Annotated in this window: 18 protein-coding genes and 2 pseudogenes; 13 read left to right on the top strand and 7 right to left on the bottom strand. The window is 45.2% G+C overall.

Annotated features, from left to right (window positions below):
- Positions 1–2 precede the first annotated feature (2 nt).
- The 4 genes from DESPCE1_RS0105210 (at position 3) to garR (ending at position 6,066) form a co-directional block, all read left to right on the top strand.
- A complete protein-coding gene (locus DESPCE1_RS0105210; RefSeq protein WP_014793064.1) occupies positions 3–1,394 on the top strand; it encodes an NCS1 family transporter in 1,392 nt (463 codons plus the stop codon).
- A gap of 446 nt (positions 1,395–1,840) precedes the next feature.
- On the top strand, positions 1,841–3,616 hold the full coding sequence (locus DESPCE1_RS0105200) for a thiamine pyrophosphate-binding protein (protein ID WP_014793063.1): 1,776 nt from the start codon (positions 1,841–1,843) through the stop codon (positions 3,614–3,616).
- 20 nt (positions 3,617–3,636) lie between these two features.
- The gene (gene hyi, locus DESPCE1_RS0105195) at positions 3,637–4,425 is read left to right on the top strand and encodes a hydroxypyruvate isomerase (RefSeq protein WP_019849721.1); all 789 of its coding nucleotides are present in this window, start codon (positions 3,637–3,639) and stop codon (positions 4,423–4,425) included.
- 750 nt (positions 4,426–5,175) lie between these two features.
- Positions 5,176–6,066 (top strand): 2-hydroxy-3-oxopropionate reductase, encoded by an 891-nt coding sequence (gene garR, locus DESPCE1_RS0105190; RefSeq protein ID WP_019849720.1) that lies wholly within the window; start codon positions 5,176–5,178, stop codon positions 6,064–6,066.
- A 247-nt stretch (positions 6,067–6,313) separates the two neighbouring features.
- Here the strand turns inward: garR and DESPCE1_RS23620 are convergent.
- Both DESPCE1_RS23620 and DESPCE1_RS21065 read right to left on the bottom strand, forming a co-directional pair.
- Positions 6,314–6,571, bottom strand: a pseudogene (locus DESPCE1_RS23620) (DUF3102 domain-containing protein); the annotation flags it as partial.
- Positions 6,567–6,743, bottom strand: a pseudogene (locus DESPCE1_RS21065) (type II toxin-antitoxin system HicB family antitoxin); the annotation flags it as partial. The pseudogenes DESPCE1_RS23620 and DESPCE1_RS21065, both read right to left, overlap by 5 nt.
- A 193-nt stretch (positions 6,744–6,936) precedes the next feature.
- Here DESPCE1_RS21065 and DESPCE1_RS23960 point away from each other — a divergent pair.
- Complete coding sequence (locus tag DESPCE1_RS23960) at positions 6,937–7,065, top strand: hypothetical protein (RefSeq protein ID WP_019849717.1); 129 nt, start codon at positions 6,937–6,939, stop codon at positions 7,063–7,065.
- Between the two features lie 58 nt (positions 7,066–7,123).
- On the opposite strand, the gene DESPCE1_RS22325 is transcribed toward DESPCE1_RS23960, so the two are convergent.
- From DESPCE1_RS22325 to cooS, 4 genes are all read right to left on the bottom strand, one after another.
- Positions 7,124–8,484 (bottom strand): IS3 family transposase gene (locus DESPCE1_RS22325; protein WP_085938402.1). Its coding sequence is split into 2 segments (ribosomal slippage): positions 7,124–8,028 and positions 8,028–8,484, totalling 1,362 coding nucleotides; the frame shifts between segments, so codons are not numbered across the junction.
- Between the two features lie 94 nt (positions 8,485–8,578).
- Positions 8,579–9,814, bottom strand: coding sequence for an MFS transporter (locus DESPCE1_RS0105160; RefSeq protein WP_019849716.1), 1,236 nt, complete (start codon positions 9,812–9,814; stop codon positions 8,579–8,581).
- Positions 9,815–10,196: 382 nt separating this feature from the next.
- Positions 10,197–10,916: a Crp/Fnr family transcriptional regulator gene (locus DESPCE1_RS0105155; protein ID WP_014793058.1), complete on the bottom strand. Its 720-nt coding sequence runs from the start codon at positions 10,914–10,916 to the stop codon at positions 10,197–10,199.
- A gap of 166 nt (positions 10,917–11,082) precedes the next feature.
- Positions 11,083–12,996: an anaerobic carbon-monoxide dehydrogenase catalytic subunit gene (cooS, locus tag DESPCE1_RS0105150; protein ID WP_019849714.1), complete on the bottom strand. Its 1,914-nt coding sequence runs from the start codon at positions 12,994–12,996 to the stop codon at positions 11,083–11,085.
- 166 nt (positions 12,997–13,162) lie between these two features.
- On the opposite strand from cooS, the gene DESPCE1_RS0105145 reads away from it, so the two are divergent.
- Positions 13,163–13,726, top strand: a complete 564-nt coding sequence (locus tag DESPCE1_RS0105145) for a tyrosine-type recombinase/integrase (RefSeq protein ID WP_014793056.1) — start codon at positions 13,163–13,165, stop codon at positions 13,724–13,726.
- 41 nt (positions 13,727–13,767) lie between these two features.
- Here the strand turns inward: DESPCE1_RS0105145 and DESPCE1_RS0105140 are convergent, their stop codons facing one another.
- Positions 13,768–14,451: a universal stress family protein gene (locus DESPCE1_RS0105140; protein ID WP_014793055.1), complete on the bottom strand. Its 684-nt coding sequence runs from the start codon at positions 14,449–14,451 to the stop codon at positions 13,768–13,770.
- A gap of 127 nt (positions 14,452–14,578) precedes the next feature.
- On the opposite strand from DESPCE1_RS0105140, the gene DESPCE1_RS0105135 reads away from it, so the two are divergent.
- The 7 genes from DESPCE1_RS0105135 to mnhG are packed head-to-tail and all read left to right on the top strand — an operon-like array spanning position 14,579 to position 20,328.
- Positions 14,579–16,966: a Na+/H+ antiporter subunit A gene (locus tag DESPCE1_RS0105135; RefSeq protein WP_019849713.1), complete on the top strand. Its 2,388-nt coding sequence runs from the start codon at positions 14,579–14,581 to the stop codon at positions 16,964–16,966.
- The gene (locus DESPCE1_RS0105130) at positions 16,953–17,378 is read left to right on the top strand and encodes a Na(+)/H(+) antiporter subunit B (protein WP_014793053.1); all 426 of its coding nucleotides are present in this window, start codon (positions 16,953–16,955) and stop codon (positions 17,376–17,378) included. Before DESPCE1_RS0105135 ends, DESPCE1_RS0105130 begins: the two co-directional genes overlap by 14 nt.
- Positions 17,379–17,717 carry a Na(+)/H(+) antiporter subunit C gene (locus DESPCE1_RS0105125; RefSeq protein WP_019849712.1) on the top strand — a complete coding sequence of 113 codons (339 nt, stop codon included), beginning with the start codon at positions 17,379–17,381 and terminating at the stop codon, positions 17,715–17,717.
- Positions 17,710–19,197 carry a Na+/H+ antiporter subunit D gene (locus tag DESPCE1_RS0105120; RefSeq protein ID WP_014793051.1) on the top strand — a complete coding sequence of 496 codons (1,488 nt, stop codon included), beginning with the start codon at positions 17,710–17,712 and terminating at the stop codon, positions 19,195–19,197. The genes DESPCE1_RS0105125 and DESPCE1_RS0105120 overlap by 8 nt, the downstream gene beginning before the upstream one ends.
- A gap of 33 nt (positions 19,198–19,230) precedes the next feature.
- Positions 19,231–19,704 carry a Na+/H+ antiporter subunit E gene (locus DESPCE1_RS0105115; protein WP_172637644.1) on the top strand — a complete coding sequence of 158 codons (474 nt, stop codon included), beginning with the start codon at positions 19,231–19,233 and terminating at the stop codon, positions 19,702–19,704.
- Positions 19,701–19,997 (top strand): Na(+)/H(+) antiporter subunit F1, encoded by a 297-nt coding sequence (locus DESPCE1_RS0105110; protein ID WP_014793049.1) that lies wholly within the window; start codon positions 19,701–19,703, stop codon positions 19,995–19,997. Before DESPCE1_RS0105115 ends, DESPCE1_RS0105110 begins: the two co-directional genes overlap by 4 nt.
- Complete coding sequence (gene mnhG, locus DESPCE1_RS0105105) at positions 19,969–20,328, top strand: monovalent cation/H(+) antiporter subunit G (RefSeq protein ID WP_172637584.1); 360 nt, start codon at positions 19,969–19,971, stop codon at positions 20,326–20,328. The genes DESPCE1_RS0105110 and mnhG overlap by 29 nt, the downstream gene beginning before the upstream one ends.
- The last annotated feature ends 33 nt before the right edge of the window (positions 20,329–20,361 follow it).

Here is a 20,361-nt window from a genome sequence, read left to right as displayed (position 1 = left end):
CTATGTCCTTAAACACTGACACTCATACCGATGTGCATATTGAACATGCCCCCGGTGTAGAAGAAACACTCTATCCTAAAAAAGCCAAAGACCGCACTATGGGACCTATCCCCTACATGTTTATGTGGATTGGGGATGGAGTTAACCTGGGTAATATGACCCTCGGAGGCAGCATGATTATTGCCGGAGTGGCTACCTTGAATATCTTCCAAACCTTTGCTGCAGCCATCATAGCCATTGGAATCATTTCCCTTGTTTTTACTTTAAATGACAGACTGGGTTATCGAACCGGTGTTCCTTATGTTATGCAGCTACGGATGTCTTTCGGGGAGAAAGGTTCTATTATATCCTCTCTCTTACGCGGTATACCGGCGATTGTCTGGTATGGATTCCAAAGCTGGGTTGGTGCTACTGCTTTAAATGAAATTCTCAAAGTCTTTACCAGCGGGTCCTTTGATAGCATTCCGATCTGCTTCGTCGTCCTTCAGTTGGTGCAGATTGTCCTTTCCATGTATGGCTTCCATGCCATCAAATGGGTAGAAACTCTTATCTCGGTAGTCCTCATGGCCGCCTTTGTATATGTATTTGGTCTTCTTATCGCGAATTATAGTGATGTTATTGCTCAAAAGTGGATCTATACTCAAGGCACTTGGGGCCTCGAATTCTGGGCTTTCATTATGGTCTTGATGGGTAATTACGCCGCCATATTCCTCAGCGCAGCCGATTACTCTCGTGAGCTTAAACCGGGATATGGCGATGTAAAACGTGGCTTTCTCTACTTCTCCCCCATCGTCATCGCCTATGGTGCAGTCATTGTCATTGGTGCTATGCTTGCTTCCGCTACCGGCAACTCCAACCCCGTCAAAGCCTTAGCTATTGTTTTTAATAATGACTTTATCACCGTCTTTGTCTCCGCCTTTATCGTCATGGGTGCCATCGCGGTTAACATGGTTGCCAACATTATTGCACCAACCTATGTCATTCAATTGCTCACTAAAATCAAATACAAGCCGGCCGTCGTTATCACAGGTCTCCTTGGCCTTTGCTCCTTCCCTTGGGTACTGGTTCAAGATTCCTCTTCCGCAGGTCTGGCCACGTTTATTCTTATCTACTCGGCTTTCTTAGGACCCATCGTTGCTATACTTTTAGTTGAATACTATATTCTAAGAAAACAAAAAGTGAATGTGGTAGACCTCTACAGAGCAGATGGTCCTTTCGCAGGATATAATCCGGCTGCCATTACAGCTATGCTCCTCGGTGCCGCGGCAGCCTTTATGCTGGTAGACCTGGCTTGGATTATTGGTCTCGTCGTTGGGGGCGTATCCTACTACCTCCTCACCAAATACGCTTTTAAAGACTCCAAGTTCAAAGAGGGCACTATCTTTGAAAAATAAATAAGTTCCGCCTCTTAATTTGAATGAAACTGCTTTCGGCAAGATTGCCGGAAGCAGTTTTTTTAATACTGTCAGAAAGTATAACTTCGTTGTATACTTTCCTCCAGCATAAGTGCAACCAACGACTTCGCCTTTCTGGATGCATGTTTAAAAAGCACGGCGAAGCCGGGTTTTCTTTATGTATTGTTTTACCCTGTAATAGTACAGCCTGTAAAAACTGCTGACGTTTTAAGTTCAACCAGTGACCCCTTTATTTCGACTATTGAAAGAAAAATCATAGACCCTAAAGGGCAGATAGGGCATAATTATATCAAACAATGAAACCGAGTTTCATATAATGGAACAAATTCATATCGCTCTTATGAATCCGCGGTTAGGCAAACCGCCTTTTCAATACCCATTCTGTGAAACGACGTTTTATAATACGAAACAAGGAGGATGCAACTATGGCACTATGGGGAAACGAAACCAATGACACAGCATCAACTGCACCTTTGGAGTCCGGTCGAGTAAGAATGACCGGGGCTCAATTCCTGGCTGCCTTTTTAGAAAAGAAGGGGATTGCACACATCTATGGGATTCCTGGTGCGGCTATTCTGCCTTTCTACGACGCCATTCGTGAGCGTAACATTCAATCCTATAACGTCCGCCATGAACAGACAGCTATCTTTATGGCCGACGGTTATGCCCGGGCCACAGGTCAGGTTGGAGTCTGTGCCGCTACCTCCGGCCCAGGAGCTACTAATTTTCTAACGGGCTTATACAGTGCTTACAGTGATTCTGTCCCTCTTCTGGCTTTGACCGGCCAGGTCCCCACTTCCCTGATTGGCAAAGACGCCTTCCAGGAGGCCCCTATCGTTGAAATGGCAGGACCGGTGACGAAGGCCGCTTATCTTGTAAAACATGCAGGGGATCTTCCCCAGATCCTCAAAGAAGGGTGGGAGTTAGCTACTACAGGAAAAAAAGGACCCATTTTACTAGATCTCCCCTTGGATGTTCAAAAGGGCCTTTTAGAAGTGGATTGGAATGAATTCAATTTTGTCCAACAGCCCTCAAACAAGCAGGAAATTTCGAAAGATGAATTGAATACTATATTTTCAATGTTCTGTGAAGCCAAGGCCCCTACTTTGCTGGTCGGCGGCGGAGTCGTTCACAGCAACGCAACCGAACTGTTGCGGGAGGCAGCTGAACTCCTTCACATTCCCGTAGTATCCACCTTGATGGGTAAGGACGCCTTTCCTAATGATCATCCCCTCTATGGGGGATTAATGGGCACTATGTGTCAAACCCCTCTTGGCAATAGAACCATCCTGGAGTCCGATCTTATTATCAATTTGGGCGGCCGGTTCGATGGCCGAGGGACAGGTGATATCCAACAGTTCAAATCGGGACGAAAAATCATCCATGTGAATCTGGATGAAAAAGAGCTTTCACGCCATGTTCCTACCGAGCTTGCTCTGGCGGCGGATATCAGAGAATTCCTGGAACACTTTATTTTGTTTCTACGGGATAAAGATTTCACCCCCTCCCCTCATGCTCAAACCCGGATTCACGCCTTGCAGGAGAATCGAATCCGCTTGGCTCGCCGCAAAAAGTTCGATACCAATCCCCTTAAACCTCAGCAAGCCATTGCTGAAGTGCGGGAGGCCCTTAAGCGGGATGCGATTCTAACCTTGGATTGCGGGATAAGCCAGATCTGGACTACCCAGCTTTTTGAAGCCTATGTTCCCCGTTCCTTCTTAATTACCGGGCGGGCGGGAACTATGGGGTGGGGATTGGGAGCGGCGCTTGGGGCCAAGCTTGCCTATCCCAATCGTCAAGTGGTTAATCTCTTAGGAGATGCCAGCCTGGGGATGTCTTTGCAGGAATTGGCTACTGCCGCCAAACACACTATTCCCGTAGTGGTGGTGGTCCTCAACAACTCCTTATTCGGACTGATCCGCCAGCAGCAAAATCTCCTCTTTGATCATCGTTGGATTTCCACAGACCTTGAATATGAAAACCACATACAAGGTCACTCCCGTGGCTTGGACTTTGTTGCCACGGCACGAGGAATGGGGGTGGAAGCAGAATTAATTGATGGACCGGATCAAATTCAGGGAGCCCTGGAGCGTGCTTTTAGCCAAAATCGCCCTTATTTAATTGAAGTTCTCGTCGATCCCCAAGCTCAATGCTCTGTTTCTCTCGATGGAACACTAACCGGTGTCCTGGAACTTGAATAATACGTTGGGAGGAATTTTAGATGGTTATAAAAAAGGACCGGCTTGTTGCCAATTTATCCTTTCTCTTTAGTGACCTGCCTATGATGGAGCGTTTTAACGCAGCCAGGAAAGCTGGACTTAATCGGGTCGAGTTTATGTTCCCTTACGATTTGGACCTTACCGAGTTGAAACAAGAGTTGGAGACCCATGGATTAGAGTTGGTTCTCTTTAACCTCCCTGCCGGAGATTGGGGAGCCGGTGAGCGAGGTATCGCCCTTGACCCCAGCCGACAGGAGGAATTTAAAGCAGGGGTGGCGAAAGCCGTTAAGATCGCCCAAGCCCTTCATGTTAAGCAAATCAATTGCCTTGTAGGAAAAATTCGTGAGGATCAGTCCCAAGAAGAACAGCGGGCTACTCTGATCTCCAATATCCGCTATGCTGCCGATCAACTGCAGCAGGTTGGGGTTAAGCTGCTCCTCGAGCCTCTGAATCATTTTGATGCTCCAGGATTCTATCTTAATACCACCGAAGATGTCCTGAAGGTCATTACCGAAGCAGGCAGTGAGAATATTTTCCTCCAATACGATACCTATCATGCCGCCCGGGAAGGAGAAGATCTCCTGAAGATCCTGCAGGAAAAACTCCCCCATATCGCCCACATACAAGTAGCCGATAACCCCGGACGTCATCAGCCAGGTACAGGTGAGATTGATTACCACGCTTTCTTTAAGACCTTAACAGAAGTCGGCTATCCCTATGCCGTTTCTATGGAATATGTCCCTCAGCCTGATACTGTTGCTTCATTAGAATGGATTAAGGCTTTTGAGTAGGACCTGAAAGCTAATTCTCCAGGATTTTGCTTTCGGCGTTCACTCTATAAGCTGCGCGGAGCAATCTAATCGCTTAAGACCTCCGCTGCGTCGGGTGCCCGGCTAAATCGGCTCCTCGAAAGCACTGCTTTCGCACTTGTTCTCATAGCCGGTTGGAAACGTCCTGTTTCCAACCCGACTCCGCTGCAGTCTTTTCGCGAAGATTGCTTCCCTGCTCGCTTAAATTCGTTCTCTGCCTTAAAGCAAAATCCTAGGCTGTTTTTCGGGGCTGAGCAGTGCGAATGTAGGATAAAGCCACACGTCCCGGACTACACTTTTCGTCTCTTCTGGTGCCGCCCCGCGGCATGACCGGCTACCCTGGAAAAGACCCAAAAGAGAGCCGAAAAAGACCTGCAAGCGTAGCTTTACGCACAGGAGCGAACGGCTTTAGCGGAGGGGTGGTCGGGTCTACAAAGCTTTCTTAACGTAGCGGAGCCGCCGGTTCACATCAGGTATTACCCGGAGGTTTGGCGTCGAAAGTGTCCGGTGGACAGTTTCGCTCAAGGCGGCACTCCCCAAAGGGTACTTATCCGCTGCAGATGCTGTTAAGAAAGCGAGTTGACCAGCCCTGGAGCTATGGAGTGAGTTTGTGCGTAAAGCTACACGACCCAGACAAGCTTTTTCATCCTCTGCTGATGCTATTGCTGCGGCGCGGCATGACCGTCTACCCTAAAAAGAATGACCCAAAAACTCTATACAGGAGGTATTCACATGAAAATTGGATTCATCGGACTCGGTATTATGGGGAAACCCATGAGCTTGAATCTGCTTAAGGCAGGTCATGAAGTGGTGGTTTATAATCGCAGTCAAAAATCCGTCCAGGAATGCGTTCAAGCCGGCGCTGAAGCCGGAGCATCTCCTAAAGATGTAGCCGAGCGCTGCTCACTGATCATCACCATGCTGCCCAACTCTCCTCAGGTGAAGGAAGTCGTCCTGGGACCTAACGGAGTTCTGGAAGGCGCTCAGCCTGGCGCTATGGTCATCGATATGAGTTCTATTGCTCCCGGTGCCAGTCAGGAAGTGGCCCAAAAGCTTGCCGAAAAAAAGGTCCGCTTCATGGATGCACCGGTGAGCGGTGGGGAGCCTAAAGCCATCGATGGAACCCTTTCCATTATGGTTGGGGGAAAATCCGAGGACTTTGAGGAATTTCTTCCTATATTAAAAGCCATGGGTTCTTCAGCCGTCCTCTGCGGGGGCGTGGGTGCCGGCAATGTTACGAAGTTGGCCAATCAGATTATCGTTGCCGTAAATATCGCTGCTGTGTCTGAGGCATTAACCATAGCTACCAAAGCCGGAGCTAATCCGGAGACGGTCTACAAAGCCATTCGGGGTGGATTGGCGGGAAGCACGGTGCTGGATGCCAAAGGACCCATGATGTTTGAGCGCCGCTTTGATCCAGGTTTCCGCATTAATCTCCACATCAAGGACCTTAACAATGTCATGGAGACCGGCCATGATATTGGCTCGCCCCTACCGCTGACGGCGACCGTCATGGAAATGATGCAGACTTTAAAAAGCTACGAACTGGATCACCAGGATCATAGCGCCTTAGTTCAATATTATGAAAAACTTGCTGGAATTGAAGTGAGAAACGCGGATTAAATTAGTATAAAGTATGCTTATCCGGAGGTATCGCAAAACTACTTTATTTAAAGCAGCCAGTGCTGCTCCCTCCATGCCCCCCAACAACTTATGCTTTCTGATTAGTGAAAAGGCCCCTTTATCCGAACAGTATACCATTCGGATAAAGGGGCTTTCATTTTGTTCTATCATATTACTAATTACATTTTTATTTTTAAGCCCTCAGCCAAAAAATTAACGTTCTTATCTTTATAGACTTTATATGTCCGGCTCTTGCTTGATTCAGCTCTCCCACTTTGGTTATCAGGTTGTCCCGTTCTTCCGCAGCCCGGTTCCGCTCTTGAACCGCCTTTTGCAATTCCCGGGTCGATAGACTTTCCGGATCCAGCTCTTCGATAAACTAAGCCCGTTCCTCCTCCGGGACGCCCAGTAGAATAATCCCTTGGGTGTAGCTCAGTTTGGCAAGCGCTTGCCAATCTGGTAAGGTGGGCTGTGGGGGCCCATACTCCTCAAACAGGCGGATCAGCCTCCAGCACAATGACCTCGGCATCCTCCCGCTTTTTCCGGCTTACAGGATCGGAGGCTTCCGGGGTTTCCCCCTGGCAGATGGGGTCCGGCAGATCTGGGAAAATAACGATATACCGGCCCGACAGGGTATTGCGCTCCATGATGGCCGGAAAAACATAGTTCATGATCATGATGACCCGTCCTTTTCGGTTGATTTACTCATAGGATATGGGGTCAAGGTCTAAAACGTTACCCATCCAACAAGGCATTTCCAAAAAATTCCCTTTTTAAATTATTTCGAATGTCTGCCCGAAGATTTTCACATACTATTATGGAAGGTAATTTCTATCCCTTTATCCTTTATCATCAATCAGGAGGTATACCATGAAACGATCGGGCGAGATTCAAAAACATACCGAAGGACGAAACAGTGCCAAATATGAATCCCTTAGCGCTAGTGACAAGCAAAAAGAGAAAAAGGAAAAAGATCCCACCGTCTTGGAGCAATCCTAAGTCCCTATAGAAAAACGCCAGCTTTGAAGTGACCCCATAAAGTTAGACAGGTTTATTATTAGGCAACCTGTTGGGCATGAGTTCGGTATTGTACCGGACTCATGCCTTTTAATTTTGACTTAATTCGTTTGTTGTTGTAGTAATCTATATAGTTAGCAAGTTCTTGCTTAAAGTGTTCAACACTTTTAAACTCTTTTAAATAAAGAAGTTCCGATTTCATAATACCAAAGAAATTTTCAATAATAGCGTTATCGTAGCAGTTGCCTTTACGAGACATACTCTGTGTAATACCACGTTCTTGAAGGGCATGGCTATATTGCTTCATTTGATAGTGCCACCCTTGATCAGAGTGAATCAAGAGCCCGTTCCTATCCGTTAACCGTTCAAATGCTTGATCTAGCATCGTAGAAACGAGGGTATAGACTGGCCTCGAACCGATTGTATAAGTAATAACTTCACCATTAAATAGATCCAGCATCGGGGACAAATATAATTTATCTCCAAATAATTTAAACTCCGTTATATCCGTAACCCATTTCTCATTTGGCCTTTCAGCATTAAAGTTGCGTTCTAAAATATTAGGTGCAATCTTACCCACTGTCCCTTTGTACGAGCGATATTTCTTCATACGAACAAGGCATTTTAAGCCTAATTCATTCATGATACGTTGAATTTTTTTATGATTGACCTTTTGTCCTTGGTTCTCTAATTCATCTTTAATTCGACGGTACCCATAACGGCCTTCATGATCGTCATAAATTGTTTGAATCAATACTTTCAGTTCTGCATCTGGATTAGAACGATCCAGATTTTTGACCCAATAATAATATGTGCTACGCGCAATATCCGCAAGCTGGAGAAGTGCTTTCACCGAAAATTCTTGCCTTAATTCATAGACTACTTGAACTTTGTCTTGTTTGGTGATTTTTTCTTGTTTTGAACTAAGGCATTCAACTTTTTTAGATAGGCGTTCTCCATACGTAAACGTTCATTTTCCAGCTGTAATGCCTTTATTGATCCTTCGGCCGGAGTCTCATTTTTTTCTATATTATTATTTCTTTTTTTCATGGGTGGACGCCCCTTTTTCTTTAGTTCAAGGGCGTCTAATCCCTGCGTTTCTAGTTGTCGCTTCCATTTTAATATCGTGGAAGGTGCAGGGATGTTAAAGATTGCAGCCGTTTGTTTGATAGACGTCCCTTGTTTGTTCATATAGTTAAGTACGTCTAGTTTATATTCTAAAGTATACGATGTATAGTTCTTTTCAAAAGCTTTTTCTCCATGAAATTGATACTGTTTAATCCATGTCTGAAGATTGGAATTATGCACCCCGATAGATGCTGAGATTTCTCGTTGACTTTCTTTACCATATAAATAGCGTTTTACAGCTTTTAATTTCTCTTCAACTGTAAATTTGGCCATAAAGAAAAGCACCTCCAACTGTTAGTGGATGTCTAACAATTGGGGTGCAGTTCAATTTGAATCTCTGGCGTTTTTCCTACTTAGCTATCATATTCTACTTTGCCATAGCCTTCATTGCTTTTTGAACAATGGTTTTTTCCCGGCGCTCCAATAATTTCATCAATAAGGTGAACATCAACGTTGACACCCCCAAGGCCAGCCACCCTGTTTCCATACTGATATAGGTCAAAGCTATCCCCATCCCCAGAGGGCCTAAGGTATATCCGGAATCCGCAATAATAGCCATGGTCGAAGTCATCCGCCCCCTGTGGGACGCAGGAGTGTTATCCGCAATAAAGGGAGCAACCGTAATGGCCAGAATGACCTCGCCGAGGGTAAATATAAAGGCCCACAGGAATAAAAATTCCAGAGAGTTCAGCGCTCCAATCATACCAAAGCCAACAGCATAGAGAATTCCACCTATTACTCCCCGGCGCAGATAGGATAGATGCCCGGCGAACCGAGTGACAATCGGGGTAAAGATGATGACTATCAAACCATTAAAGGCAGCTAGAAACCCAAAGTACTGTGAGCCTATGCCGGGGTAATTCTTCATGATCTGCATGGGCAGCATAAACGACCATTGGGAATAGGTGAAATTATAACCGAACATAATCAAGGCAAAGAAAATGAGCAAAGGCCGCAGCCTAATAACCTTGAAAATGGATCCTTCCACCCTGCGCTCCAGATAACGCTCTTCATCCTGAATCTCTTCATGAGCCTTATTCAGAGTCTCTTTAATAAAGGTAGCAATAAGGACCAGAGACATAAAAATCGCCATACTCTCTCCCCTAAAGACCCAGTGCAGGTGGTGCCGGTAAAGAAATCCTCCTAACACAGGCCCAATGGCGAAACCTATATTCCAGCCCATATAAGACAGGGCATAGGCTCCGCTCCGATTGGCGGGAGTCGTAAGGTCGGCAATCAATGAATCGTAAGCAGGTTTTGTGGTCGAGTTTAATGCACCTGCTAATATAATAAGATGAATCATATCCAAAGAAGGCTCCATGAACCCGATCCGAAAAAAAACCAAAACAGCCGAACCTGAAAATAGAAGAATGATTCTTTTTCTTCCGAAGCGATCCACAAGCTTCCCTCCGCAAAGAGCGGCCATTAGACTGACTCCCCCGGAGAGGCTGAGATAAAAACCAGCTTTACCCTCGGGTAAACCAATGCTTTGAGTCATGATAATAGTCATGAGCGGGCCTACAAAAGCCCCGATAGCATTGATAATCCGGGCAATAAAAATGACATAGATTTCTTTGGGCATTCCTCGATAAGGATTAAGCATCGTTCGTAATACTGACATCTTCCTTCTCTCTCTTCCATCAAATACGCAAAGCCACGGACTCCTCCTGATAGAGGATACCGTGGCTTTCTGAATACAGTAAAAGTAAAGTCACGGATCTAGCCCGTGACTCCATTAATCCGTTTTCAATTTTCATGAGAAACAATGATCAAATGGGTAGTCTCAGGCCGCAGGATGAAGTTACAGGATTTTTAACATAAGCATTCGCTGGGATGATTGATACAGTCATAGTCACGGCCTCCTTTCTGACAGTGCAAATAGTCAAGTTTTCCTATGTAGGCGAAACTGTATTCAGTATACAATTCGCAAAATCCGCTGTCAACCACAATTTCAACACTTATTTTCGACTTCCAGATTCATTGGATTACATCATTTCTTCTAAATCTCTTAGCCTGTTTATAATAATGCGTTTATTTCCTACGAGTTCCAGGATTCCTTCATCCTGCATACCGGATAGCTTACGACTCATGGTCTCTCGGGTCACTCCGATAAAATTAGCCATCTCCTCACGAGTCAAGACCATATTGAGTATTACTTTGCCGTCTTTGTGTTCGCCAAAATTCTTAGAGAAATTAAATAACAGGCCGGCGATTCTTGCCTCCACATCCTTGGTGCTTAAGGTCTGGACTAAGTTCTCAAGATCCACAAGGCGATCATGGACACTTTCTAAGATTCTTAAACAAATCTCTGGATTTTCTTTTAAGATTTTATCCAGATCATCTTTGGATAGAGTACAGACACCGACATCCTCCAGTGCCTCCGCATTATATTGAAATGCGCTCTTCTTCAGGAGGCTCAAGTCGCCAATAAAATCGCCTTCAGTAAGAATATAGAGGATTTGTTCCTTACCCTCCCTGGTATGCTTAAAGGTCTTAATTTTCCCGTGATTAATGATGTAGAACTTATCCGATACATCCCCTTCGAAAAAAAGGACCTGACCCTTTTTATAACGTCGCCGTGTGATCAAGCCGGTAATCACCGCAAGCTGTTCATCAGCAAGCATGGAAAATATAGGAACCTTTGAAGCGCAGAATCGCCCTTCTGAATGGCATCCACAACTATGGCAAGCAGTACAAGAATTCATGGACATACTCCTTAACTTCCTATTTAGATTCAAAGCTATACTTCCTCAGGTGATTTTAATTATTCGAGAAAGTCATTCGACTCTCCTTTGCTGTTGATTAAGCAACCTAAAAAAACTTAAAAAAGAAGCGCCGGTCCTTTTGGCCGGCGTCTCCTAACCCTTCTTCCTAATGCAAACCTAACCCTTTTCGTTTCGCCATAATATGAGCTTCAATACCCTGGGCTACTTCCACGGGATCGTCCCCTACAGCCACTTTTCCGCCGGTCAATCCTTCTACATCCTCGGTCAAGAGCTTAATTAATTGAGGAGCACCCGTTATAAATGGTGTGGGAGAAAGATGAGTATAGGCTCCATAAGCTACGGCAAAGACACCATCGATGGTAGCCTTTTGCTCCATCCACTCCGGAGCCGTGACAGCGATAGGAAGCTGGGGGATATCCACATCCAGGTGATCCGCCAGAGCGGTAACCAACATGCTGATTCGTCCTGTATCGGTACAAGTTCCAAAGCTTAGAACCGGAGGAATCTTTAAAGCAGTGCAAATCTCTTGCAGCCCAGGACCAGCTTCCTTAATAGAGTCCAAATTGCAAAGCCCGGCTACTTCCAAAGCGTGGTTTCCACATCCACCGGCTACTACAAGGATATCCTTCTTGATCAGCTGTTTCGTCAGGTTAACCGTATTCCAGTCTTGGGGACCATTCCTTAAGGTAGAGCAGTTGGCCAAAGCCACAACTCCTTTGATCTTACCGGCAGCGATAACTTCTACCAAGGGGTCCAGCTTGTTCCCCAAGGCACCGAGGACAGCTTCTGTGGAGAATCCGGCAATGGCTTTCGTCTTATACTGAGGAACCTTAGGGGTGACTTTACCTTTTCTTTTCTTGAAGTTATCGATAGCTAAATCGATCAAGGTTTCCACAATTTTATCCGTTTCGGACGGATCATAAGGAAGTTTATGCTGCAAGCCGGGAATATCGATGATGGTGCTGATGGAGACCAGGGTGGCCTGGTATTTCTCTGCATACATATCGATAGCCGGAGGGGAGCAGTTTTCTTCCATTGCTAAGACATCCACTGTTCCTGTGGCCAGCAGAGGCTCAATAGTCAACCAGTTGCCCATCAGGCCCACGAAAACATCATCCATCTCAAAGCGTTGCAGGAGCTCTTGTCCGGTTTCGATGGAGCCCACCACACGCAGGCCTTTAGCTCCCGCTGCCCTGGCCTTTTCCTGCACATCAGAGGAGCGGGCTCTTTCAATCATTGCCGCGCCAATCCAAGGTTGATGTCCGTTAAAGACAATATTAATATGTTCCGGACACATGATTCCTAGGTCCACATCCACTTCATGAGGTTGAGGAGTGCCAAAGAGAATGTCTTGAACCATCTCCAGCCCAATTTGTGAGTTATAAATAGTAGCCAGACCTAAGCGCAGTGCTTTTAAAGCAAGGGAGGCATAGTTTCCGTCCACATTGGTGAGACAGCTTGCCACACAGTTTTGCTCTTCATGAACGGTTCCCGCGGGGTAAATATTTAAATCCCGCCATACTTGTTTCCTTTTTTTCGGCGCAAAAGCTTCCACCATAAGGTTTTTTTCTTCTACTCCGATCTGTTGTTGATGTTCCAATAAATCAGCCAATTGAATGGCCATCTTATTAATATCTTGATTGGTATCAATCCCTAATTTTTCACACATCCATTTAAGCTTCTCCGGCTCTTTAATCTTAAAGGGTGTTTTTCCTTCCCCGGTAGCTTTCAAAGTACGAAAAGCTTCATAGGCATGATGACTGTATGTACCTGCTCCCATAATATTTTGCAAGAGCAGCTTCCGCATCGCCATGGCATCAGGACCAATCCCGCAAACCCCGCGATCTTGTTCCCCCTTTTCATTGATCCGGCAAGGACCTTGAGAGCATTGCTGGCAACTTAGACCCTGCAAACAAAATTTACAGCGGATTTTTTCCTGGGCTTCATAGCGGTCAAAGACATTGGACATTCCGTCTTCGCGAATTCTGACCAGCATCTCCTCTACCGAATCGTGATAACTCACTCGGCCTTCGATTTTCTCGAGAACCGCTTCACTCATTGGCTTCACTCCTTATCGATGGGATGATCCATTCTCCATCGGCATAATCCTTCAACAAAGAGTTTGCTCTATTTCCCCTTTTTCTATGTACTTGGTATGATTTGTGTTTGTAATGTTACTCAAATTTTGCTAAAATGTGATTATGTCACATTAAGGAGGGTCCAATGTGGAATACGTTGATCCCATTAAAGATGTGGAGAGCATTAACGCGATTAAGAAATTATTGAGCAATCACTCTCAACGGGATCTTTTACTTTTTGTCTTCGGTATTAATACCGGGTTGAGAATCAGTGACTTACTGACTCTTAAGCTCAATGACGTGTGGGAGGATGGCAGGATCAAAGAATTCCTACTCATTCATGATGAAAAAAGCAAAGAAGAAAGGGCCTACTACATTAATAACAGGATTCAAGAAGAGTTAATTAAATACTTAACCCTTGCCCGTTTGCGTGATAGCGATTATCTCTTTAAATCCAAAAAAGACAACCTTCCTATTACCCGCCAACAAGCCTACCGAATCATTAATGATGCTGCACGAAAGGTGGGCATTCCCGGGAAGATAGGCACCCATACTTTGAGAAAAACTTTCGGCTACCATGCTTTCAGAGCCGGTATAGCAATTTCTATTTTGATGAAAACCTTTCACCATCATTCTCCTTCGGAAACCTTAAAATATATCGGTATTGATAAAGAAGAAACTCGATTCATAAAAGTTAATGTCAATTTATAAAACAAAAGCTCCACTGTCTTCAGTGGAGCGTGTAGAAAGTCTCAGTCTTCATCATTCTCATTGGGTTCCATGTCCACATTGGTCAACTCCGTAACCCTATCTTCAATGACCTGGACCTGTAATGTTTCGCCATCCTTAATGAACTTAAAAATCCCGTTATTAAAGTCGGTACCATATTCTTTGAAAAAAATACCTTCATAAACGATTTCTTTTGAATGTTTAAAGACCAGCCGGAAGTTTTCCCCGTCCGTCATTAGATAAGCCCGGACACCTTTTTCATAATTGCTGTCCGGATCTCTAAGGTAACGGGCCACTGATATGATGTGAAGGTCCACGAAAGGGATTTCCCTTAAAAGTAAATTAACAATGGATTCCTTGGTAATCTGTTCCCAGCGGCTTTGGACCGTTTGACCTATGATAATCTGGGTAGCTCTTTTTTCCCGGGCTGTTTCAGCAATCACTTTGTAGACAGGACGCTGCTCATTATCCTTCAAAATAAACCCGTCTGCATCAAGCTCGTTAGCTAATTTTTTCCATTTGGTAATATAGATGGATTTTTCCGCATCCAACTCATCAAAAGGTTTGGAATCCACGGTCAATATATAGAGTGGGCAGCCAAACATTTTCGCAATCTTGCTGCCACGCCGTATGAGTCGCTCACCGTTAGGGCCATAATAAATACAAACAAGAAGCCCTTCGTCCATATGCTTTTTCTTTTTAAACATTTTGTCCCACCTCAGAATCTTGTACAGGTGTATTTTGCTTAAACACCGACTAACTTAAATATGACTATAGCTCATGAATCTTTATCAGTCAACTATTAAAGAATAGAACAGAAAAGGAGGAGGATAGATGGTTTGGCTCTATCTTGTTTTAGGGATACCTTTCCTATTTTCTCCCATAGTTCCCCTTTTACATAAGAAATTTACTCCTAAGATTCATACAGGCTGGTTCGTCCTCTGGATCCCTTTGTTGATCTTTTTCGTTTTTTTATCCACGATTCCCACCCTATCTTCAGGAGAAATCATTGCCCTAAGCCTTCCTTGGATTCCTTCCTATGATATTAATATCACCCTTCTTATAGATGGTTTATCCTTGATCTTCGGCCTGCTCATCAGCGGAGTAGGATTTCTGGTCATTCTCTATTCTATCTATTATCTTTCCAAGCACAAAGAAGCTTTACACAATTTTTATATCTATTTGCTCTTATTTATGGGAGCCATGCTGGGGGTTGTGCTTTCCGATAATATTTTTACCTTATATGTTTTTTGGGAAATGACCAGCATTTCTTCTTTTTTATTGATAGCCTACTGGTTTGAACGGGAGAAGTCCCGCTCCGGTGCCCGCAAATCCTTGCTGATTACGGTTTTTGGCGGGTTAGCTATGCTGGCAGGATTCATCCTCCTTGCCATGATGACCGATACCCATAGCATTCGTGAGATGATCCATAGTCTGGGGGAGATTCACTCTCATTCCTTATTCCTGCCGGCGATGGTATTGATCTTGATCGGCGCCTTCACCAAATCTGCTCAATTTCCCTTTAGTATATGGCTGCCTGATGCCATGGAGGCCCCAACCCCTGTGAGCGCCTATCTGCATTCGGCCACGATGGTGAAAGCAGGCATTTATTTAGTTGCCCGCCTTACTCCTGTCTTTGGCGGGGGAGAGGTCTGGTTCTGGCTGGTTTCAGGTATTGGCCTTGTTACCCTGCTTTACGGTTCTTTCAACGCTATAAGGCAGACGGATTTAAAAGCTTTATTAGCTTACTCTACCATTAGCCAGTTGGGGCTTATCATGAGCTTATTAGGGCTGGGCTCTGCTGCGTTGGCACTTGACGCTGGAAATGCCAAAACTGCCTATGCTCTCGCTATCTTTACAGCACTCTTTCATTTAGTCAATCATTCCACCTTTAAGGGCTGCCTCTTTATGGTGGTGGGGATCATCGACCATGAAACTGGCACCCGGGATATCAGGAAACTGGGCGGATTAATGCATATCATGCCTATTTCTTTTACCCTGGCTCTCATCGGAAGTTTATCTATGGCGGGGCTGCCTCCTTTTAACGGGTTTTTAAGCAAAGAGCTCTTCTTTACCGCCGTATTAAACGCTTCGGAAATATCACTTCTCATTCCTGTCCTTGCCTGGATCGCCAGCATCTTAACCTTTGTCTACTGCATGATCATGGTCTTCAGGACCTTTACAGGTCAACCGAAACACAAGCTGGGGAAACAAGCCCACGAAGCGCCTCTGGGAATGTTGATCCCCCCTATAGTGTTGGCGGCTTTAGTGGTGATCCTATTTTTCTTCCCCAATGTCCTGGTCCAGTATGTATTGGCCCCTGCCTGGGCCGCGGTCCTGCCCCCTCTTGCTCAGGAAGGACTTTTAACAGTTCATGTCAGTCCATGGCATGGGGTTACTCCCGAACTTCTGATGACCCTTGGAGTGATCGTCTTTGGGCTTATTCTGTACAAGACCTTGAAAAAGTGGCAGAAGCTCTACCGCACTTACCCTCAGGCTTTAACCTTGAACCATATCTATGAGACCTCTCTGGAAAGGATGGAGTCCCTTTCCCTGTCTCTAACTAAACGGTATATGACAGGCTCCCTTCGGGATTATCTTATCTATATCTTAACCTTTATTATTGTGGCTGTAGGAGGGGCAATGGTCTTTTCAAAAGGGATCGTTTTTGACCCTTCTCTGGATGCTTCCTTCAGCATCTATGAGCTTGCTTTGCTGGCAGCCATGGTCATTTCCGCCGTCACCGTTCTCCTGGCCCAAACACGCCTGACCTCCGTTGTTGCGGTAGGATCCTTAGGCTTTCTTGTGGTCTTCTTCTTTGTTCTCTTCCGCGCTCCGGATTTAGCCCTCACCCAACTCGTGGTAGAGACCATCACCACAGTATTATTTTTACTTTGCTTTTACCATTTACCCAAGTTAAAAAAAGAGAACACTCCCCTTCCCACTAAAGTGGTCAATGGCTTGGTCTCCCTGGCCATTGGTATCGTTATGACTATGGTTGCTCTGTCTGCAAACGGGAATCCCCTCCCTGAGTCTATTTCCGGTTATTACGAAAATGCCTATGAGCTTGCCGGCGCGAAAAATATCGTCAACGCCATTCTGGTGGATTTTCGGGGATTTGATACTATGTTGGAAATTCTGGTCCTGTCTATGGCGGGGTTAGGAGTATATACATTGATAAAGCTGCGTATGGCAGGAGGGAAAGAGAATGAAAGATCCTAATGATGTCATACTGCGGACAGTAACTAAAGTGGCCGTTGTCATTATCCTGACCTTCGCCGTCAATCTTTTTGTTTCCGGTCATCACAACCCAGGGGGCGGATTTATCGGCGGACTGGCATTTGTCGCGGCCATCGTCCTTCTCTTTTTAGTCTATGGGATTGAAAAAGTCCGCAAAAATTTCCCTGTGGATTTTAAAGCCCTTGCCGGGGCCGGGGTGCTGATTTCTGTCTTTACAGGGGCACGGGGAATGCTTATAGGAGAGCCTTTTTTAACTCAAGCCTTCGGTTATGTTCATCTTCCGCTGTTCGGAAGGACGGAGATGGCCACCGCCGTATTGTTCGATGTAGGGGTTGCCTTAGCTGTTATTGGAACGTCTTTAACCATTATTATGAGTATAGGTGATGATCGATAAATGGAAACATTGATGGCAATAGTGATCGGAATTTTATTTACCATAGGCACATACTTGATCCTCTCTAAAACTTTGCTCCGGGTTATTTTAGGAACCTCCATTATCGGGCACGGGGTCAATCTGCTGATCCTAACCATGGGAGGATTAAAAAAGGGCGGACCACCTCTTCTGGGCCTAAAGGAGAGCTTTTTCACGGATCCCCTTCCCCAGGCTCTTTTACTTACGGCTATTGTTATTAACTTCGCCACCACGGCCCTCTTCTTAGTATTGAGCTATCGAACCTATAACGTCCTGGGGACTGACGATTTGGAAGAATTAAGGGGGTATCATGATGAATAATTTAGTGATACTCCCGATCATCCTCCCGATTATTGCCGGAATGATCATGGTTATTTTGCGCAATCATATCCGTCTCCATCGGCTCCTAAGCCTCCTCACCACCACCCTGGTGGGAATCGCGGCTCTTTTTATCATGAGGGAAATCCAAGAAACAGGAATTCAAACCCTTCAACTGGGAGGGTGGGAAGCTCCCTTCGGCATAAGTTTAGTAGCTGATATGCTTTCGATTTTGCTGGTCTTAGTCACTGCAGTCGTCACTTTTTGTTGCGTGTATTATGCTTTCTCCTCCATCGGTATAGAGCGAGAGCGGCATTATTTTTATCCCTTAACCTTATTCTTAATCGCAGGTGTAAACGGTTCCTTCCTTACCGGGGATATTTTTAACCTATTCGTGTGCTTTGAGGTCATGTTGGTTGCCTCCTATGTGCTGATCACTTTAGGGGGAACCAAGATACAGCTAAAGGAATCCATTCACTATATTCTGATTAATATGGTGTCATCTTTCCTCTTCCTGATTGCCCTGGCCTTTCTTTATCGAATGACCGGAACGTTGAACTTAGCCCATTTATCTGTTCGGGTGGCGGAGATCGGACAGGATGGACTGATGACTGCGGTAGCCTTTTTGTTCTTAATCGTATTTAGTCTGAAAGCCGGCCTGTTTCTCTTCTTCTGGCTTCCAGGTTCTTATAGTACCCCCCCTACAGCTATAGCCGCTCTGTTTGCGGCCTTGCTAACCAAGGTTGGGATCTACTCCATTATTCGTTTGTTTTCTCTTGTTTTTTACCATGAACCGGAAGTCACCCATCTTCTCATCGGTGTTCTCGCTGCCGTGACCATGCTTTTAGGAGCCATGGGAGCAGTTGCTTTCGGGGATATCAAGAGTATCCTGACCTATAATGTGGTAGTTGGGGTCGGCTTTATTTTGGCAGGCTTTGCCTCCTTCACTGAAACAGGCCTGCGGGGATCCATCTATTATCTGGTCCATGACATGATTGTCAAAGCTCTCCTTTTCCTTTTAGGAGGAACAATCCTTCATTTGACAGGTACAGGCAAACTTAAGGAAATGAGCGGACTGATTCGCTTACATCCTCAATTAGGCTGGATGTTCTTTATTGCGGCCTTATCCCTATCCGGCATCCCTCCCTTGAGTGGTTTCGTCGGCAAAATCTTTGTCACTGAAGGGACCTTTCGCGCCGATTACTTTTGGCTCGGCGGCATCGGTCTGTTCACCAGCCTGATGGTCTTGTATTCTATGTTAAAGCTGTTCATGAATGTGTTCTGGGGATACACAAACTTTACGGAAGAAACGGAAAAAGGAACCACAAAAGGACTGCTGCTCCCCATCGCCCTACTTACAGCCTGTACTGTCGCCTTGGGCATAGGGGCAGAAGGACTCCATGGAGTCATAGATTTAGCGGTGGCGGGATTGCTGGAGCCCCAGATCTATATTGATGCCGTTCTCCAGGAGAGATTCCAGTAAGTGCACATGAGGGAAAGAGGTGATTCGATGCCAATGCAGGTGTTAATCAATTTATTTATCGGAGTTTTATGGATGTTTTTTCAGGATGATTGGAGCATCTTAACCTTTTCAAGCGGATATCTGTTTGGCATCCTGGTTCTCTTCATTTTACGGCGTTTTCTGAACAGCAAATTCTACCTTTTCACTTTACAAGCTGTTGCGGAGCTCTTTTTTCTCTTTATTTATGAACTTTTTACATCCAGCATCATGGTGATTCGGGAAATCATCAAGCCGAAGATTGATATTAAGCCGGGGATTTTTTCCTTGGAAACCAGTTTGGAATCCGATGTGGAAGTGACTCTTCTGGCACTTCTCATTACTTTGACCCCAGGATCCGTAGTGATGGAGATCTCTCCGGACAAGAGGATGTTCTATATCCACGCTATGGATATTCCCGAACTGAGCGATTCAGTCATCCGCTCTAAAGAAAAGTTTGAAGATGCTATTAAGAAGGTGACAAGGCTATGATAGAGGGAATCTTATTTTGGGTCATATTTTTATCCTTATGCTTTTCAACTCTTTCCATCTTGGCAACGATTTACCGTTGTGTCAAAGGGCCCACGGCCTCTGAACGTGTTCAAGCCCTGGATGCCCTCGGCATTAATATTATTGCCGCGGTAGCCATCTTTTCCGTATTTCTCAGAACTACAGCTTTTTTTGAAGTGATTCTATTGATTGGGATTCTCTCCTTTATCGGAACCATCGCTTTTGCACGATTTATCGAGAGGGGGATTGTCATTGAACGCGAACACGCTGATTGAGTTAGGTATAGGGATCATTATCTTAATCGGAACTATATTGGGTTTCCTCAGTGCCATTGGCTTTATTCGGCTCCCGGATGTCTATAATCGCGCCCATGCTCTTTCCAAAAGCTCTACATTAGGAGTATTATTTGTCCTGCTGGGGACCTTCCTCTTTTTCCTGTTTGTGGAGGATTATTTCAGTATCAAGTTATTCCTTGGCATTTTCTTTGTGTTTCTTACCTCTCCTGTTTCATCCCATGTTATCTGTCGTTCTGCCTATCGCGCACAAGTCCCCTTGGCTAAGGAAAGCGTACGTGACGATTTAAAAGAAGTATTGGAGAAGGCTTAAGCTTTTTCACATCTGAAAAACAACCTCGGACCA

The sequence above is a fragment of the Desulfitobacterium sp. PCE1 genome (assembly GCF_000384015.1).
GTDB lineage: Bacteria > Bacillota > Desulfitobacteriia > Desulfitobacteriales > Desulfitobacteriaceae > Desulfitobacterium > Desulfitobacterium dehalogenans.
Note: the sequence above shows the minus strand (reverse complement) of the source record. Positions and strands in the feature narration are given on the sequence as shown.

Coding starts and splice junctions, on each gene's coding strand:
- garR (WP_019849720.1), top strand. CDS start 5,176: ATGAAAATTGGATTCATCGGACTCGGTATTATGGGGAAACCCATGAGC.
- DESPCE1_RS0105140 (WP_014793055.1), bottom strand. CDS start 14,451: ATGTTTAAAAAGAAAAAGCATATGGACGAAGGGCTTCTTGTTTGTATT.
- DESPCE1_RS0105200 (WP_014793063.1), top strand. CDS start 1,841: ATGGCACTATGGGGAAACGAAACCAATGACACAGCATCAACTGCACCT.
- DESPCE1_RS0105160 (WP_019849716.1), bottom strand. CDS start 9,814: ATGCTTAATCCTTATCGAGGAATGCCCAAAGAAATCTATGTCATTTTT.
- DESPCE1_RS0105130 (WP_014793053.1), top strand. CDS start 16,953: ATGAAAGATCCTAATGATGTCATACTGCGGACAGTAACTAAAGTGGCC.
- DESPCE1_RS0105110 (WP_014793049.1), top strand. CDS start 19,701: ATGATAGAGGGAATCTTATTTTGGGTCATATTTTTATCCTTATGCTTT.
- DESPCE1_RS0105210 (WP_014793064.1), top strand. CDS start 3: ATGTCCTTAAACACTGACACTCATACCGATGTGCATATTGAACATGCC.
- DESPCE1_RS23960 (WP_019849717.1), top strand. CDS start 6,937: ATGAAACGATCGGGCGAGATTCAAAAACATACCGAAGGACGAAACAGT.
- DESPCE1_RS0105155 (WP_014793058.1), bottom strand. CDS start 10,916: ATGAATTCTTGTACTGCTTGCCATAGTTGTGGATGCCATTCAGAAGGG.
- DESPCE1_RS0105120 (WP_014793051.1), top strand. CDS start 17,710: ATGAATAATTTAGTGATACTCCCGATCATCCTCCCGATTATTGCCGGA.
- DESPCE1_RS0105135 (WP_019849713.1), top strand. CDS start 14,579: ATGGTTTGGCTCTATCTTGTTTTAGGGATACCTTTCCTATTTTCTCCC.
- hyi (WP_019849721.1), top strand. CDS start 3,637: ATGGTTATAAAAAAGGACCGGCTTGTTGCCAATTTATCCTTTCTCTTT.
- DESPCE1_RS0105125 (WP_019849712.1), top strand. CDS start 17,379: ATGGAAACATTGATGGCAATAGTGATCGGAATTTTATTTACCATAGGC.
- cooS (WP_019849714.1), bottom strand. CDS start 12,996: ATGAGTGAAGCGGTTCTCGAGAAAATCGAAGGCCGAGTGAGTTATCAC.
- DESPCE1_RS0105115 (WP_172637644.1), top strand. CDS start 19,231: ATGCAGGTGTTAATCAATTTATTTATCGGAGTTTTATGGATGTTTTTT.